The following is a 16,824-nucleotide window of genomic DNA, read 5'->3' as shown; positions in this document are numbered from 1 at the left end:
CGGTCCGCCCCGCGCATCGGTCGGGCTAAACTTCAGCCATGCACGCCGGCCAGCCGCCGGCCCGACATTACAAGACCAGAACGCAGCCATGTCCTCTATCGAAACCTATATGCAGTCCGTGGGCGAACAGGCCCGCAGCGCCTCGCGCGCCATGATGCGCGCCACCGGCGCCGCCAAGAACCAGGCCTTGCTGGCCATGGCCGAGGCCATCCTGGCCCAGCGCGCCGACCTGCAGGCCGCCAACGCCAAGGACGTGGCCGCCGCGCGCGCCAACGGCCTCGAAGCCGCCCTGCTCGACCGCCTGACGCTCTCGGACCGCTCGATCGAGCTGATGGCAGAAGGCCTGCGCCAGATCGCCGCCCTGCCCGACCCGGTTGGCAGCATTACCGCCACCAGCGTGCGGCCCAACGGCATGCGCGTGGCGCAGATGCGCGTGCCCCTGGGCGTGATCGGCATCATCTACGAGTCGCGCCCCAACGTCACCATCGACGCCGCCGCGCTGTGCCTGAAATCCGGCAACGCCACCATCCTGCGCGGCGGCAGCGAGGCGCTGCACTCCAACGTGGCGCTGGGCCGCATCGTGCAGGCGGGCCTGCAGGCCGCCGGCCTGCCCACGGCCGCCGTGCAAGTGATCGACACCACCGACCGCGCCGCCGTGGGCAAGCTGATCACCATGACCGAACATGTGGACGTGATCGTGCCGCGCGGCGGCAAGGGCCTGATCACCCGGCTGGCGCAAGAGGCGCGCGTGCCGCTGATCAAGCACCTGGACGGCAATTGCCACGTGTACGTGGACGCGGCCGCCGATCTCGCCCAGGCCCAGGCCATCGCCTTCAACGCCAAGACCTACCGCTACGGCGTGTGCGGCGCCATGGAAACCCTGCTGGTGCACGCCGACGTGGCGCAGCGCCTGCTGCCCGCGCTGGGCCAGGCGCTGCATGCGCACGGCGTCGAATTGCGCGGCTGCGCGCGCGCGCTGCAGTGGCTGCCCGAGGGCAAGCCGGCCGACGACGCCGACTGGGCCACCGAATACCTCGGGCCCATCCTGGCGGTGCGCGTGGTCGATACGATCGACGAAGCCATGGAGCACATCGCGCGCTGGGGCTCCGGCCATACCGACGCCATCGTCACCGAAAGCCTGACGGCGGCGCAGCGTTTCCAGCGCGAAGTGGACTCCAGCTCGGTGTACGTCAACCTGCCCACCTGCTTTGCCGACGGCTTCGAATACGGACTGGGCGCGGAAATCGGCATCTCGACCAACCGCCTGCATGCGCGCGGCCCGGTCGGCCTGGAAGGCCTGACGACCCTCAAATGGGTGCTCAACGGCGAAGGCCAGGTGCGCGGATGATGCAGGCCGGCATGTACTCGCAAACCGTCGCCTTCCTGTTCAGCCTGTTCGTGCTGTGCTTCATCACCTGCACCGTCAGCGGGCTGGTGCTGTTCCTGCTCAAGGCGCGCCGCGCCAACGAGGAACTGCGGCACCCGCTGCTGCAGCACCGGCCGTTCAAGCAGTATCCGTTCGCCATCCAGGCTTCGATCATGCTGGACTACTTCCTGCGCCTGTCCTTTCCGCGCGCCAAGTGGTGGCTGATCGGCCATGCCAACAAGCAATTGGCCCATGTCGATCCCAAGCGCGTGCCGCTGGACGTCAAATGGCCCATCATCGGCTTCTGGGGCGCATGCTGGCTCGGCCTGCTGGCCATGATCTCGCTGTGGGCCATGCTGCTGCTGGGCATGTAGGCCATCGCGCCGGCCCGGGCCTCAAGGCCCGGCCAGCGTCACCGGCGCGCCGCGCGCCTCGATATCGGCGCCCGCCGCCAGGCACAGATCTTCGCGGAACCGCGCCGCCACCACCTGCACGCCCAGCGGCGCCGCACCCCCGCCCGGCATCGCCAGGGCCAGCCCCGGCAACCCCATGAACGGCAGGCCGACCTGGGTCAGCTGGGCGCGCCAGACGCGCCGGTACGCATCGGCGCCCTGCAGATCCAGGTCGTCGGCAAACGGCGGCTCGGCGGAAACCGGCAGCAGCAGCACGGGATACTCTTCGAAGAACAGCTGCCACAGGCGCGTCAGCGTCGCCCGGCGCGTCAGGGTCGCCGTGTACGCGGGCAGATCGAGCGCCCGCGCCGCCTCCCGCTGGCCGCGCAGCGCCACCAGCGCACCGGGATCGCCCTCCTGCTGCGCGGCGCGCAGCAGCGCCTCGTAGCCGTCGGCCAGCCACATGCGGATCTGCAGATCGGCCGCCTCCTGCAGCGGCGGAATGACGTCGATCTCCTCGACCTGCCAGCCCGCGTCGCGCAACCGCGCCGCCGCCTCGTACAGCGCCGCGCACACTGCGGGCTGCGTTTCCAGCCCGTCCGGCGACACGCACAGCGCGGCCCGGCGCGGCGCCGGCGGCCCCTCCAGAGGCGCGGGCATCCACCATGGATCGCGCGCGTCCGGGGCCGCCATCGCCGCCAGCCCCAGGCGCAGATCGGCCACCGTGCGCGCCAGCGGCCCCGACACCGCGGTAATCTGCCCGCCCAGCGAGCGTTCCGGTAGCGCCGCGTTATACGCCGCCACGCGTCCCAGCGACGGCCGCAACCCGTGCACGCCGCAGGCATAGGCGGGATAGCGGATCGAGCCGGCGATATCCGTACCGTGCGCCAACTGGCCTATGCCCGCGGCCACCGCGCTGGCCGCGCCGCCCGACGAGCCGCCCGGCGTCAGCGCCGCATTGCGTGGATTGAGCGTGCGGCCGTGCAGCAGGTTGGACGTGAACCAGCGCAACGAGAACGCCGGCGCATTGGTGCGGCCCAGGATGACCGCGCCGGCGCGTCGCAGATTGTCCACCACCGGACTGTTGGCCTGGGCAATCACGTCTTTCTGCAACGCGACGCCGTTGCTGGTCGCAAAACCCGCCTGGTCGATGTTGATCTTGACTGTCACCGGCACCCCCGCCAAGGGCCCGGGATCGTCGCCGCGCGCAAGCGCCGCGTCGATTTCATCGGCCTGGGCCAGCACCTCGCCGGGACGCCAGTCCACGACCGCATTCAGGCGCGGATTGACCTCGTCGAGCCGCCGCAGGGCGGCCTCGGCCGCGGCACGCGCCGACACCTCGCGCGCCCGGATCGCCTGCGCCAATTCGCTTGCCGACATGCGCCAGAGCTGACTCACGGGACTCCTCCTCGATGCGTGCATGAGGCGCCCCGACCGCCGCGGGCGCTGCGCTCCACCATAGCGCCGTCGTGCCGCCGCCGTCCAGCGCCTGCTTGCGCCGCATCGCCGACGCGCCCAAGATAGGCGCGTGCGCCCGTACGCGGCGCCCGCCTACGCCCGGAGCCCGTCATGAATCCCGCCGAACACGTCGTTTCCCCGCCCATCGCGCGCGTCGCCGTCGTCGGCGCCGGCACCATCGGCGCAAGCTGGGCCGCCCTGTTTGCCGCCCGCGGCCTGCGCGTCACCGTCACCGACCCCGCGCCCGGCGCGGCCGAGACGCTGCGCATGCGCATCGCCGCCATCTGGCCCGCCCTGGCCGCCGCCGGCGCCATCCAGGACGGCGCCGACCCCGGCGCCGTACGGTTCGACGCCAATCTGCAGGATGCCTTGCAAGGCGCCGACTTCGTGCAGGAGAACGCGCCCGAGCGCCCCGGCTTCAAGGCCGGTCTGTTCACGCGCATCGACGCCGCCCTGCCGCCGCGCGCCATCATCGCCTCGAGCAGCTCCGGGCTGGCCATGAGCACCCTGCAGGCCGGCTGCCGCCACCCCGAACGCTGCGTCATCGGCCACCCCTTCAACCCGCCGCACCTGATCCCGCTGGTCGAAGTCGTCGCCGGCAGGCAGACCGCCCCGGCCACGGTCGAACGCGCCATGGCCTTCTACCGCAGCCTGGGCAAGCATCCCATCCGCATCGACAAGGAAGTCCCGGGACACGTCGCCAACCGCCTGCAGGCGGCCCTGTGGCGCGAAGCCATCCACCTCGTCGCCGAAGGCGTCGCCAGCGTCGCCGACGTCGACGCCGCCGTCACCCAGGGGCCGGGCCTGCGCTGGGCCCTGTACGGCCCGCACATGACATTCCACCTGGGCGGCGGCGACGGCGGGCTCGCACACTTCCTCGACCACCTGCTGGGCCCGGTCCAGACCTGGTGGGACGACCTGGGCCAACCGGAACTCACGCCCGCATTGCAGCGTAAACTGATCCAAGGCGTCGCCGCGCAAGCGGGCCAGCGCTCCATCGCCGAGCTGAGCGCCACGCGCGATGCACAACTGACGGCCATCCTGGCCATTCTTCGCCAACAAGGAAGCCCCCATCCATGAGCGACATCGCGCATCGCGAACCCCAGTCCCGCTTTGAAACCATCGTCGACGGCCAGCTCTGCGAGCTGGACTACGTCCTGCGCGACCACACCATGACCATCGTGCACACCGGCGTCCCCGCCCCGGTCGGCGGCCGCGGCATCGCCGCCGCCCTGACGCGCGCCGCCCTGGACACCGCCCGCCAACGCGGCTGGAAAGTCATCCCGCAGTGCTCCTACGCGGCCCTCTACCTCAAACGCCACCCCGAATACCAGGACCTGCTGGCCTGAAACCGCCTGGCGGGCCGACATGAACGCCGCCCGGCGGAAAACCCCGCCCGGCTCGCGCATGCCGTCTCCGGCACGCCGCCCCACCAGCCGCCCGCCACAATGACACCGTGAAAAAGAACCTATCATCCCCGCTCGCCTGCCCCTGCGGCAGACCGCGCGCCTACCCTGACTGCTGCGGCCGCTGGCACACCGGCGCCCAGTTCCTGCAAGCCCCCGACGCCGAATCGCTGATGCGCTCTCGCTACAGCGCCTTCGTACTCGATCAGCTGGACTATCTGCTGCAGACCTGGCATCCGGACACCCGCCCGCCCGAACTCGAACCCAACGCCGCCGACGTCAAATGGCTGGGCCTGCAGATCAAGGCCAGCCAGCAGCAGGACGACACCCACGCCACTGTCGAATTCGTCGCCCGCCTGCGCCAGGCCGGCCGCGCCACCCGCCTGCATGAGCTGAGCCGATTCGTCAAGAAAGACCGGCGCTGGTACTACGTGGACGGCGACGTCCGCTGACGGTGCCATGGGCAAGCAGGTGCCATTCCCCGTGCGGGGGGACAGCCCCCCCAGCGGCGTGCGGCGGATGCGGACGCATGGGTGGTTGCCTGCCGTCATGGTTGGCGGAAGTGATGCCAAGGCAGGATTCCACAGTGTGTATCAGTCCCCGTGCGGGGACTGACACACGCTGCAGGCGGCACGCTCAGAAGCTGGGCAGGCATGCAGGTGCCAGTTCCCCTGCGGGGACAGATACCCTCCTGGCCGTCAACCGTTCGTGGCCTGCGACGGTGCGCCTGTCCCAGTGAGGACAGGCACATCCTGCCGCAGAGGTCAGTTCCATGCCGGGACGGGCGCCCGCGCGTCGAAGCAGGGCCGGCCTCCACGGGTGTCTGTCCCCGCAGGGGACCGACACCCCGTGTGCGGCCAGGGCCATCCTCGGTCTGAGGGAGGACGCGCATGGAGATCCCCCGCGCAATCCCGTCGCAGGGACGGTACGCGTCGCGCTGAGACGAGCGCGGATTTTGTGGTGGCGTGGCGGCGTGCCAGTCCCCGTTCGGGGACAGGCACCCGGGGCGCCGGGCGCCGGGGCGGGGCGGGGCGCGCCGCAGCGGGCGCGCATGGTTGCGCACCCCAAAAAACAAAACCCCGCGAGCCGTGAGGCTGCGGGGTTTTGAGCAATAAAAGCCTGACGATGACCTACTTTCACAGATGTACATCCACTATCATCGGCGCGAAGGCGTTTCACTGTCCTGTTCGGGATGGGAAGGAGTGGGACCACCTTGCTATGGTCGTCAGGCGTAACCGGCTAAGCGGTTGACGCATGGTCAACGGCTTGAATCTGGAAGAAGCACAGCGTGCGCCTGGCAGTCGGTTGGGACTGGCAGCGACGCGGGTTGCGTATGTATGTTGTGTTGGTATGAACGGCGCTGGCGCTTACTGTCCAGCGGTAATAATTAAGACTTGAGAGTTATAGGATCAAGCCTCACGGGCAATTAGTATCGGTTAGCTTAACGCATTACTGCGCTTCCACACCCGACCTATCAACGTCCTGGTCTCGAACGACCCTTCAGGGGGATCTAGTCCCCGGGATACCTAATCTTCAGACGAGTTTCCCGCTTAGATGCCTTCAGCGGTTATCTCTTCCGTACTTAGCTACCCGGCAATGCCATTGGCATGACAACCGGTACACCAGAGGTACGTCCACTCCGGTCCTCTCGTACTAGGAGCAGGCTCCGTCAAGTATCCAACGCCCACGGCAGATAGGGACCAAACTGTCTCACGACGTTTTAAACCCAGCTCACGTACCTCTTTAAATGGCGAACAGCCATACCCTTGGGACCGGCTACAGCCCCAGGATGAGATGAGCCGACATCGAGGTGCCAAACACCGCCGTCGATATGAACTCTTGGGCGGTATCAGCCTGTTATCCCCAGAGTACCTTTTATCCGTTGAGCGATGGCCCTTCCATTCAGAACCACCGGATCACTATGTCCTGCTTTCGCACCTGTTCGACTTGTCAGTCTCACAGTCAAGCACGCTTATGCCATTGCACTATCAGCACGATTTCCGACCGTACCTAGCGTACCTTCGAACTCCTCCGTTACGCTTTGGGAGGAGACCGCCCCAGTCAAACTGCCTACCATGCACTGTCCCCGATCCGGATAACGGACCAAGGTTAGAACCGCAAACAAACCAGGGTGGTATTTCAAGGATGGCTCCCTCGAATCTGGCGACTCGAGTTCTGCGCCTCCCACCTATCCTACACAGGCCGGTTCACAGTCCAATGCAAAGCTACAGTAAAGGTTCATGGGGTCTTTCCGTCTAGCCGCGGGTAGATTGCATCATCACAAACACTTCAACTTCGCTGAGTCTCAGGAGGAGACAGTGTGGCCATCGTTACGCCATTCGTGCAGGTCGGAACTTACCCGACAAGGAATTTCGCTACCTTAGGACCGTTATAGTTACGGCCGCCGTTTACCGGGGCTTCGATCAAGAGCTTGCACCCCATCACTTAACCTTCCGGCACCGGGCAGGCGTCACACCCTATACGTCGACTTTCGTCTTTGCAGAGTGCTGTGTTTTTAATAAACAGTCGCAGCCACCGATTCTCTGCGACCCCTTCATGCTCAGCGCGCAGGCGCATCACACTACCAGGGTATACCTTCTCCCGAAGTTACGGTATCAATTTGCCGAGTTCCTTCTCCTGAGTTCTCTCAAGCGCCTTGGAATATTCATCCCGTCCACCTGTGTCGGTTTGCGGTACGGTCTCGTACAGCTGAAGCTTAGAGGCTTTTCTTGGAACCACTTCCAATCACTTCGCGAGACTTGCTCGCTCGTGCCACACCCTTGATTTACGCGCCCGGATTTGCCTAAGCGCCATCTTCAATGCAGCAACAGGGACTTCCAACACCCTGATGACCTTCCGCGATCCGTCCCCCCATCGCACTGTACGACGGTGCTGGAATATTAACCAGCTTCCCATCAGCTACGCATCTCTGCCTCGCCTTAGGGGCCGACTCACCCTGCGCCGATGAACGTTGCGCAGGAAACCTTGGACTTACGGCGAGGGGGCTTTTCACCCCCTTTATCGCTACTCATGTCAGCATTCGCACTTCTGATACCTCCAGCAGCCTTTACAAGCCACCTTCGCAGGCTTACAGAACGCTCTCCTACCGCGTGCACTAAAAGTGCACACCCGCAGCTTCGGTTTATCGCTTAGCCCCGTTACATCTTCCGCGCAGGACGACTCGATCAGTGAGCTATTACGCTTTCTTTAAAGGGTGGCTGCTTCTAAGCCAACCTCCTGACTGTCTATGCCTTCCCACTTCGTTTCCCACTTAGCGATAATTCGGGACCTTAGCTGGCGGTCTGGGTTGTTTCCCTCTTGAGTCCGGACGTTAGCACCCGGTGCTCTGTCTCCCAAGCTGTACTTGCAGGTATTCGGAGTTTGCCATGGTTTGGTAAGTCGCCATGACCCCCTAGCCATAACAGTGCTCTACCCCCTGCAGTAATACTTGAGGCACTACCTAAATAGTTTTCGGAGAGAACCAGCTATTTCCAGATTTGTTTAGCCTTTCACCCCTATCCACAGCTCATCCCCTAGTTTTTCAACACTAGTGGGTTCGGTCCTCCAGCACGTGTTACCGTGCCTTCAACCTGGCCATGGGTAGATCATCTGGTTTCGGGTCTACACCCAGCGACTGGACGCCCTATTCGGACTCGCTTTCGCTACGCCTTCCCTATTCGGTTAAGCTCGCCACTGAATGTAAGTCGCTGACCCATTATACAAAAGGTACGCCGTCACCCCATAAAGAGGCTCCGACTGTTTGTATGCATACGGTTTCAGGATCTATTTCACTCCCCTTCCGGGGTTCTTTTCGCCTTTCCCTCACGGTACTGGTTCACTATCGGTCGATCACGAGTATTTAGCCTTGGAGGATGGTCCCCCCATCTTCAGACAGGATTTCACGTGTCCCGCCCTACTTCTCTTACGCCTAGTTCCACACTCTGCATTTCGTCTACAGGGCTATCACCTGCTACGGCCGGACTTTCCATTCCGTTCGACTATGCAAAATGCTAAATCGTAAAGGCTCTTCCGATTTCGCTCGCCACTACTTTCGGAATCTCGGTTGATTTCTTTTCCTCGAGCTACTGAGATGTTTCAGTTCACCCGGTTCGCCTCCACTGGCCTATGTATTCAGCCAGGGATACCGCTTGCGCGGTGGGTTTCCCCATTCGGATATCTGCGGATCAATGCTTGTTTGCCAGCTCCCCGCAGCTTTTCGCAGGCTACTACGTCCTTCATCGCCTGTGATCGCCAAGGCATCCACCATATGCACTTAGTCGCTTGATCCTATAACACTAAAGTCTTATAGGTGCTGTTCATTCGCGCTTGTGCCGTTCATAAGTTCAAAGCATCTGACCAAACGCTTGCGCGCCCAGCCAGTCTTGAGACTTGGAACAAAATCATGCAATCACAACCCGTATCCGTCTTCATCGGCTCGCACCGACTACTAAACGAACACTTTACGTTGTGCTTCTTCCAAATTGTTAAAGAACATATATAGCTGTCGGGCCAAAACCCAACGCTTAACACTGACTCGCAGCACTAAGCGTTGCTCTCTCGCCTTCTGGTCTCGCCTCTCGCCCCACACCCTTGCTCAGAAACAGGCGCGTGGTGGAGGTGAACGGGATCGAACCGATGACATCCTGCTTGCAAAGCAGGCGCTCTCCCAGCTGAGCTACACCCCCATTTCCCTCTCAGGAAACCTTGGTGGGTCTGGTTGGATTCGAACCAACGACCCCCGCCTTATCAAGACGGTGCTCTAACCGACTGAGCTACAGACCCGCGAAACCTCTCTCTCTCGGATCAGCAGCCACCGATCCAGCAGCTATATAACAACAACCGATAAGCGTGGACACTTAATACGAGCACCTAAGCTCTTAAAGGAGGTGATCCAGCCGCACCTTCCGATACGGCTACCTTGTTACGACTTCACCCCAGTCATGAATCCTACCGTGGTAATCGCCCCCCTTGCGGTTAGGCTAACTACTTCTGGTAAAACCCACTCCCATGGTGTGACGGGCGGTGTGTACAAGACCCGGGAACGTATTCACCGCGACATGCTGATCCGCGATTACTAGCGATTCCGACTTCACGCAGTCGAGTTGCAGACTGCGATCCGGACTACGATCGGGTTTCTGGGATTGGCTCCCCCTCGCGGGTTGGCGACCCTCTGTCCCGACCATTGTATGACGTGTGAAGCCCTACCCATAAGGGCCATGAGGACTTGACGTCATCCCCACCTTCCTCCGGTTTGTCACCGGCAGTCTCATTAGAGTGCCCTTTCGTAGCAACTAATGACAAGGGTTGCGCTCGTTGCGGGACTTAACCCAACATCTCACGACACGAGCTGACGACAGCCATGCAGCACCTGTGTTCCGGTTCTCTTGCGAGCACTCCCAAATCTCTTCGGGATTCCAGACATGTCAAGGGTAGGTAAGGTTTTTCGCGTTGCATCGAATTAATCCACATCATCCACCGCTTGTGCGGGTCCCCGTCAATTCCTTTGAGTTTTAATCTTGCGACCGTACTCCCCAGGCGGTCAACTTCACGCGTTAGCTGCGCTACCAAGGCCCGAAGGCCCCAACAGCTAGTTGACATCGTTTAGGGCGTGGACTACCAGGGTATCTAATCCTGTTTGCTCCCCACGCTTTCGTGCATGAGCGTCAGTGTTATCCCAGGAGGCTGCCTTCGCCATCGGTGTTCCTCCGCATATCTACGCATTTCACTGCTACACGCGGAATTCCACCTCCCTCTGACACACTCTAGCCCGGTAGTTAAAAATGCAGTTCCAAGGTTAAGCCCTGGGATTTCACATCTTTCTTTCCGAACCGCCTGCGCACGCTTTACGCCCAGTAATTCCGATTAACGCTTGCACCCTACGTATTACCGCGGCTGCTGGCACGTAGTTAGCCGGTGCTTATTCTGCAGGTACCGTCAGTTGCACAGGATATTAGCCCGTGCCGTTTCTTTCCTGCCAAAAGTGCTTTACAACCCGAAGGCCTTCATCGCACACGCGGGATGGCTGGATCAGGGTTGCCCCCATTGTCCAAAATTCCCCACTGCTGCCTCCCGTAGGAGTCTGGGCCGTGTCTCAGTCCCAGTGTGGCTGGTCGTCCTCTCAAACCAGCTACGGATCGTCGCCTTGGTAGGCCGTTACCCCACCAACTAGCTAATCCGATATCGGCCGCTCCAATAGTGCGAGGCCCGAAGGTCCCCCGCTTTCCCCCGTAGGGCGTATGCGGTATTAGCCACGCTTTCGCGTAGTTATCCCCCGCTACTGGGCACGTTCCGATACATTACTCACCCGTTCGCCACTCGCCACCAGGCCGAAGCCCGTGCTGCCGTCCGACTTGCATGTGTAAAGCATCCCGCCAGCGTTCAATCTGAGCCAGGATCAAACTCTTCAGTTCAATCTCTGTGTGTGGACCCTGACCTAAGCCAGGATCCGTATCGCTTGCTCAAAGGAAGTGAGGTTTAAAAAACCTTACTTCATTCAGTGAGCACTTGATAATGCTTCGCTTGTGATGACAGACGAATCCGCCATCGTGCGCTCGCACCAAGTGCCCACACTTATCGGTTGTTAAATTGTTAAAGAGCGGTCCTGCCACCCGGCCTTCCGACCGGCGCTGCGTTCTCAGCAGCAGAGAAACGAGATTATGAAGAAGTTTTTTCAGCTTGTCAAGTTGGCCTGGCTTGCACCGCAACTCCGACTCGCTCCTTCCTCAAGGCCTGCGCCTCTCGCCTGGCACTTCTCGAAACCCCAGCACCCGCGCCTATCGGCATCAGGGTTAACCCTTGGGTTTCGGCAACTGCCAAGCCCGAAACTATAACACGACTTTTGCAGAACTTGCAACCCGAAGGCAGCGATTCGTTAACCGTCGTGCAACAACACCTGCCAGAACCCCGGGAACCGCCCATCGGCTTAATCCCGCTCGCCCTGCCCCGGTGTTGCCCGCGCCTCCTGCCCTGGCTTGCCGGCTCCCGCACCTGGGCGGAGAACCTGCAAACCGCGGGATTCGCGGTTCCGGCTTCGCTTGCGGGATAACCCGGGCTGCGAAGGGGGCGAACTATAGCACAACTATAAACCCGCTGCTTGCGGAGTTCCTGTACCCTAGCCAATCCCTCGCATCCTTCTATCCATAAGCTGATCTGCCCACAATGACGGAAGACATCCTGATCAACGTTACCCCGTTTGAGACCCGCGTCGCCCTGGTGGAGCAAGGCGCCGTACAGGAACTGCATGTAGAGCGCAGCATCCAGCGCGGCCATGTGGGCAATATCTACCTGGGCCGGGTCGTGCGCGTGCTGCCGGGCATGCAGAGCGCCTTCATCGATATCGGCCTGGAGCGCGCCGCCTTCATCCATATCGCCGACCTGCGCGAGAACCGCAGCGAGCGCAGCCAGGGCCAGACGCCCACGCCGATCGAGAAGCTGCTGTTCGAGGGGCAGACCCTGATGGTGCAGGTCATCAAGGACCCGCTGGGCACCAAGGGCGCGCGGCTGTCCACGCAGATCAGCATAGCCGGGCGCATGCTGGTGTACCTGCCGCACGATCCCCACATCGGCATTTCGCAGAAGATCGATTCCGAATCCGAACGCACCCAGTTGCGCGAGCGCCTGCAGGCGCTGATGCCCCCCGAGGAGAAAGGCGGCTTCATCGTGCGCACCCAGGCCGAAGGAGCCACCGACGAGGAAATCGCCGCCGACCTCGAATATTTACGCAAGCTGTGGGCCAGCGTACAGGCGGCCGCGCGCAGCCAGCCCGCCCCCACGGCCCTGCACCAGGACCTCACGCTGGGGCAGCGCGTGTTGCGCGACATGGTCGGCCCGCACACCGGCGCCATCCTGGTCGATTCGCGCAGCACCAGCAGCGCCCTGCAGGAATGGGCCCGCGTGTACACGCCTTCGGTGGCCGAGCGCATCCGCCATTACAGCGGCGAGCGCCCGCTGTTCGACACGGCCAACGTCGACGAGGAAATCGCACGCGCGCTGTCGCGCCGGGTCGACCTCAAGTCGGGCGGCTACCTGATCGTGGACCAGACCGAGGCGTTGACCACGGTGGACGTCAATACCGGCGGCTTCGTGGGCGGGCGCAACTTCGACGACACCATCTTCAAGACCAACCTGGAGGCCGCGCAGGCCATCGCGCGCCAATTGCGCCTGCGCAACCTGGGCGGCATCGTGATCCTGGATTTCATCGACATGGAAGACCCGGACCACCGCGAAACCGTGCTGGCCGAACTGAAAAAGGCGCTGGCTCGCGACCGCACCCGCATGACGGTCAATGGCTTCACCCAGCTCGGGCTGGTCGAGATGACGCGCAAGCGCACCCGCGACTCGCTCGCGCACCAGCTATGCGAGCCGTGCCCGATGTGCCAGTCGCGCGGCAATGTGCGCACTGCGCGTACGGTGTGCTACGAGATCCTGCGCGAGATCCTGCGCGAGGCGCGCCAGTTCAATCCGCGCGAATTCCGCATCCTGGCCGCGCAGGGCGTGGTGGACCTGTTCCTCGAAGAAGAAAGCCAGCACCTGGCGATGCTGGGCGACTTCGTCGGCAAGCAGATATCGCTGGAGGTCGAGGGGCAGTATTCGCAGGAGCAGTACGACATCATCCTGATCTAGCGCCCCCTCCCGACTGCCCGAGCGCCCGCGCGGGAACAGGAAGGAACCGCCCTAGGCGCGCCAGCGCTTGCGCAGGTAGCGCTCGACGTCGGTCGTCTCGTACCCGTTGCGCTCATTGAACGTCTCGGATTTCTCCCACCACATGCCATCACCGCGGGCGAATGCCGCGCGGTAGCGCGCCATCACGTCGTCCGGCGCCGCCGCCAGGTCGGCGCGCAGCTTTTCCCGGGTCCATACCGCCTTCTCGAACGCCTGCCCCGTGACGCGCTCGACGACCTCCGCCAGCCGCCCATATGAGATCGTGTCCCCGGCGACATGGACGATCTCGTTGGCGATGCGCGGTTCGGCCAACAGGATCTCCGTGGTGAGCCGGCCGATGTCTTCCGGCGTCGTCACCGTGACCTTGGTATCCCAGCTGCCCAGACCGTGGAGGGTTCGACGCTCCAGGTTCACCACGCCGAACGCCGGCTCGAACAGGAAGCTGGTGAACATGCCCGTGGAAACGATCACCCACTCGGTGTCCTGCTGGCTGCGCAGCAATTGCCGCACGTCGTACTGCTCGTCGAAGACCGGCTGCCCGCTGCCGCGGCCGACGATGTCGTAGTCGACCCCGAACTGCCATGGGAAATAACGCTCCACCCTGGCGGCCAGCACGGCCCGGGTGATCTTCAACTGCGTGCCCGGCCCGGCGACGAATCCGGTGCAGTTCAGGACGGTCCGGTAACCGCCGAAAATGTTCTTCAGGGCTTCCTCGCCGGACGCCAGATCGAAACCGATGATCTCGACGCCCATGCCCCGAAGCCAGGCAAGATCCCGGGCCTCCTGCCCGCCCGGACTGGCGGCGGCGCCCGGAGAGACCAGTACGGTGACCTGCGAGGCGCCGGCTCGCGGCGCGAGCGCGCGCAGCACCGCCATCCCCAGCTGCCCCGCCCCCAGCACAAGCATCCCCTGCCGACCTGATTCGCTATGACGCATCTCTTGATTCCTTCAATTGTTCAACATAATCACGTCGCCTGCGCGGCAAAGCCCAAAGCCGCCCGACAGGCCCGGGATGCCATGGCCGGGCCGGAAAATCCGGCCGTTCTTTCGTGATCGAAGGGCCCCATGGTGCAACAGCAGCGGCTCGGGATAAAGCGGCCCGGCTCCGTTTGATAATTTGAATATCTGCAATAATTTCTCGATTCGCCAGACACGGGAGCGTCATCGCATGGATCGGCTGCAAGCCATGGAAACCTTCGTACGCGTGGTCGAGGCAGGCAGCTTCACGAAAGCCGCCGACACCCTGCACGTGCTTCCCTCCACCGTGACACGCACGATCAAGGAGCTCGAATCGCACTTGAATGCGCGGCTGTTGAACAGGACGACGCGCGCGCTGAGCATCACGGATGCGGGCCTGCGCTACTACGACAGCTGCAAGGCGCTGTTGCGCGACGTGCAGCTGGCCGAAGAGGCCGCTGCGCAGCAGACGGGCTTGCCGCGGGGCAGCGTCAGGATCGGCACCACTGCGTCCCTGGCCAGGAACTTCATCATTCCGGCGGTGCCCGACTTTGCGCGGCGCTACCCGGGGATAGACCTGGATCTCCATTTGAGCGACGCCACCGTGGACGTCGTCCAGCACGGCATAGACTGCGTCATCAGGACCGGGACGCCGCAGCCGTCACGCCTGGTCGCGCGGCGCATCGGCCAATTCCATTGGTACGTGTGCGGCTCGCCCGACTATCTGGAACGGCACGGCAAGCCCACGAGCCTGGACGCGCTCGGCGGGCACACGGCGGTGGGCTACATCGGCGGACGCTCCGGCCGCTCGTCCAGCTGGACTTTCCGCAAGGGCAGGCAGGCCACCGCCGTGGCGATGGCGCAACACGTCAGCGTCAATGACACCGATGCCTATGTCGCGGCCGGCGTGGCGGGCCTGGGCCTGATCCGCATTGCCAGCTACATGGCACGCGAGCACATCGCCAATGGCCGGTTGATCCGCCTCCTTGACGATATCGACGCCGCGCCCGAGCCCATTTCCATCCTGTACCCGCAAGGGCGCCATCTTGCGCCCGCGATCCGCGCCTTCATCGACTGGAGCGCCGAAGTGATCAGCAAGGCATCGGCCGACTGGTGAGCCGGGCCGCCGCGCGCGCCTGGCGCGCGTGGACCGGGTTGTTCAGTAGCGCCGCGGGTACGAACCCAGTACGCGCAGCGCACCCTGCCGGGCCAGCAGGCCGGCCAAAGCCTCATCGCGGGCGTGGCCGGCCACTTCGATGACATAGCGATGGGTGTCGAGCGTTTGCCTGGCGGGACGCTCGTAGATGGTCAGGATGGGCACCCCGGCCCGCGCGAACGCGGCCAGCAGCGGCGCCAGCTGGCCGTCCGAGATGCCGGCCAGCAGCGAGGTCTTGTCCTGGCCGGTGGGTGCCGGCATATCGCGGCCCAGCACCCACCAACGCGTCACGTTGTGGGGCCCCTCCTCGATACCGTCCTCCAGCGAGACCAGTCGGTAGACCGATGAGCCGACCTTGGGGCCGAAGGATGCCTTGTCCCGCGTGGCACTGGCGGCCACGGCCTGGGCCGCGGCCCCGCCGCTGGCGGCCGGCACGCGCCTGACGCCGGGCATCTCGCGCTCCACCCAGGGCTGGACCTCCTCGAAGGCCACGGGATGGGCGAGCACTTCCTTGATGTCCTCGCGCCGCGTGCCGGGGCGCGCGAGCAGGCTGTAGCCCAGCATCCTGGGGTACTCGGCCACCACGACCACGCCGGGCAGCGCCAGCACGTCGTCCATATAGGGCGTGAGGCCAACCACGGAGGTGGCGACCGGCACGCAGGCGCGCTCGACCTTGCCGTCCGCGTAGGCGGCGAACAGGGCTTCGCGCGACAACGGCACCAGGCCGTCGGGGCCGTACAGGTCCAGGCAGGCCTGGTGGGTCCAGGATCCGGCCGGGCCGAGATAAGCGGTACTGGTGGCCATGGCCGGGCCCCCATTGCAGTCAAAGTGATCAGGCTGGCCGCTCACGGCGCATCCACCAGCACGGCGCGGATGTCGCGGAAAATCGCCTGCCATTCGGATTCGTCCATCTCCATCAGGCCGAAAAAGCGCAGCAGGAAGGCGCCCTCGGTGGCCAGCACGGCCAGCCGCGCGCGCCGGCCCGCGTCGGTATCGACGTCCAGGCCATCGAGCCGGCTGCGATACCAGGACCGGGTGCTGCCCAGCAATTCGGGCGCCTGGATCAGCGCGGCAAGCAGGCTGGCCGCCTTGGCATTGGACGCGGCGTCGGCGCGGCGGGTGGCCTCGGCATGGGCGCGCACCCGCCCGCGCGGCGAGGCGTCCTCGTCGAGCACCTCCTGGAACAGCGTTTCGTAGGCCTTGTCCCAACGCTCGAACAGCGCCTCGATCATGGCGTCCTTGCTGCCGTAGCAGTACTGGATGCCGCCCTTGGTGACCCCCATTTCCCTGGCGACCGCGTCGATGGTCAGGCCCTTGGCGCCATCGCGCACGACGATGGTTTCGGCCGCGTCGAGCACCTTGTCGCGGTCAATGCTGCGTTTTCGTCCCATGCGGGCCTCTTTTCAATACATACGTATGGATTTATAT

General features: G+C 63.8%; 11 protein-coding genes, 2 tRNA genes and 3 rRNA genes. 7 read left to right on the top strand and 9 right to left on the bottom strand.

All coding sequences use genetic code 11. The features are described 5' to 3' along the window. The first annotated feature begins 88 nt into the window (after nt 1–88). Both CAL11_RS07510 and CAL11_RS07505 read left to right on the top strand, forming a co-directional pair. Complete coding sequence (locus tag CAL11_RS07510) at nt 89–1,348, top strand: glutamate-5-semialdehyde dehydrogenase (RefSeq protein ID WP_086092571.1); 1,260 nt, start codon at nt 89–91, stop codon at nt 1,346–1,348. Next, nucleotides 1,345–1,740: a hypothetical protein gene (locus tag CAL11_RS07505; RefSeq protein WP_086092570.1), complete on the top strand. Its 396-nt coding sequence runs from the start codon at nt 1,345–1,347 to the stop codon at nt 1,738–1,740. The genes CAL11_RS07510 and CAL11_RS07505 overlap by 4 nt, the downstream gene beginning before the upstream one ends. 21 nt (nt 1,741–1,761) lie before the next feature. Here the strand turns inward: CAL11_RS07505 and CAL11_RS07500 are convergent, their stop codons facing one another. Next, entirely contained in the window at nt 1,762–3,156 is a 1,395-nt protein-coding gene (locus CAL11_RS07500) for an amidase family protein (protein WP_086092569.1), read from the bottom strand. Between the two features lie 171 nt (nt 3,157–3,327). On the opposite strand from CAL11_RS07500, the gene CAL11_RS07495 reads away from it, so the two are divergent. From CAL11_RS07495 to CAL11_RS07485, 3 genes are all read left to right on the top strand, one after another. After that, nucleotides 3,328–4,296: a 3-hydroxyacyl-CoA dehydrogenase NAD-binding domain-containing protein gene (locus tag CAL11_RS07495; RefSeq protein WP_086092568.1), complete on the top strand. Its 969-nt coding sequence runs from the start codon at nt 3,328–3,330 to the stop codon at nt 4,294–4,296. Continuing rightward, nucleotides 4,293–4,565: a GNAT family N-acetyltransferase gene (locus CAL11_RS07490; protein ID WP_086092567.1), complete on the top strand. Its 273-nt coding sequence runs from the start codon at nt 4,293–4,295 to the stop codon at nt 4,563–4,565. Before CAL11_RS07495 ends, CAL11_RS07490 begins: the two co-directional genes overlap by 4 nt. Nucleotides 4,566–4,672: 107 nt before the next feature. Continuing rightward, nucleotides 4,673–5,074 (top strand): YchJ family protein, encoded by a 402-nt coding sequence (locus tag CAL11_RS07485; RefSeq protein WP_086092566.1) that lies wholly within the window; start codon nt 4,673–4,675, stop codon nt 5,072–5,074. A 665-nt stretch (nt 5,075–5,739) separates the two neighbouring features. On the opposite strand, the gene rrf is transcribed toward CAL11_RS07485, so the two are convergent. The 5 genes from rrf to CAL11_RS07460 form a co-directional block, all read right to left on the bottom strand. Beyond that, a 5S ribosomal RNA gene (gene rrf / locus CAL11_RS07480) occupies nt 5,740–5,852 on the bottom strand. 175 nt (nt 5,853–6,027) lie between these two features. Then, nucleotides 6,028–8,909 (bottom strand): 23S ribosomal RNA (locus CAL11_RS07475). Between the two features lie 322 nt (nt 8,910–9,231). Continuing rightward, a tRNA-Ala gene (locus tag CAL11_RS07470) sits at nt 9,232–9,307 on the bottom strand. 20 nt (nt 9,308–9,327) lie between these two features. Next, nucleotides 9,328–9,404: transfer RNA gene (locus tag CAL11_RS07465), tRNA-Ile, on the bottom strand. Nucleotides 9,405–9,501: 97 nt separating this feature from the next. Beyond that, a 16S ribosomal RNA gene (locus CAL11_RS07460) occupies nt 9,502–11,032 on the bottom strand. The 16S, 23S and 5S rRNA genes sit together here with 2 tRNA genes alongside, the layout of an rRNA operon. 748 nt (nt 11,033–11,780) lie before the next feature. Here CAL11_RS07460 and rng point away from each other — a divergent pair. After that, nucleotides 11,781–13,244: a ribonuclease G gene (gene rng, locus CAL11_RS07455; RefSeq protein ID WP_033462414.1), complete on the top strand. Its 1,464-nt coding sequence runs from the start codon at nt 11,781–11,783 to the stop codon at nt 13,242–13,244. Between the two features lie 51 nt (nt 13,245–13,295). On the opposite strand, the gene CAL11_RS07450 is transcribed toward rng, so the two are convergent. Beyond that, nucleotides 13,296–14,219, bottom strand: coding sequence for an aromatic alcohol reductase (locus CAL11_RS07450; RefSeq protein WP_086092565.1), 924 nt, complete (start codon nt 14,217–14,219; stop codon nt 13,296–13,298). Between the two features lie 232 nt (nt 14,220–14,451). Between CAL11_RS07450 and CAL11_RS07445 the strand changes: the two genes are divergently transcribed. Next, nucleotides 14,452–15,357, top strand: a complete 906-nt coding sequence (locus CAL11_RS07445) for a LysR family transcriptional regulator (protein ID WP_086092564.1) — start codon at nt 14,452–14,454, stop codon at nt 15,355–15,357. A gap of 42 nt (nt 15,358–15,399) precedes the next feature. On the opposite strand, the gene CAL11_RS07440 is transcribed toward CAL11_RS07445, so the two are convergent. Together CAL11_RS07440 and CAL11_RS07435 are read right to left on the bottom strand one after the other, a co-directional pair. Further along, on the bottom strand, nt 15,400–16,200 hold the full coding sequence (locus CAL11_RS07440) for a prephenate dehydratase (RefSeq protein ID WP_244172921.1): 801 nt from the start codon (nt 16,198–16,200) through the stop codon (nt 15,400–15,402). A 41-nt stretch (nt 16,201–16,241) separates the two neighbouring features. After that, nucleotides 16,242–16,787, bottom strand: coding sequence for a TetR/AcrR family transcriptional regulator (locus CAL11_RS07435; RefSeq protein WP_086092562.1), 546 nt, complete (start codon nt 16,785–16,787; stop codon nt 16,242–16,244). Nucleotides 16,788–16,824: the final 37 nt, after the last annotated feature.

It is taken from the genome of Bordetella genomosp. 6, from assembly GCF_002119705.1.
GTDB classification, from domain to species: Bacteria; Pseudomonadota; Gammaproteobacteria; order Burkholderiales; family Burkholderiaceae_B; genus Bordetella; species Bordetella bronchiseptica_F.
This window is presented reverse-complemented; position numbering and strand designations above follow the sequence as displayed.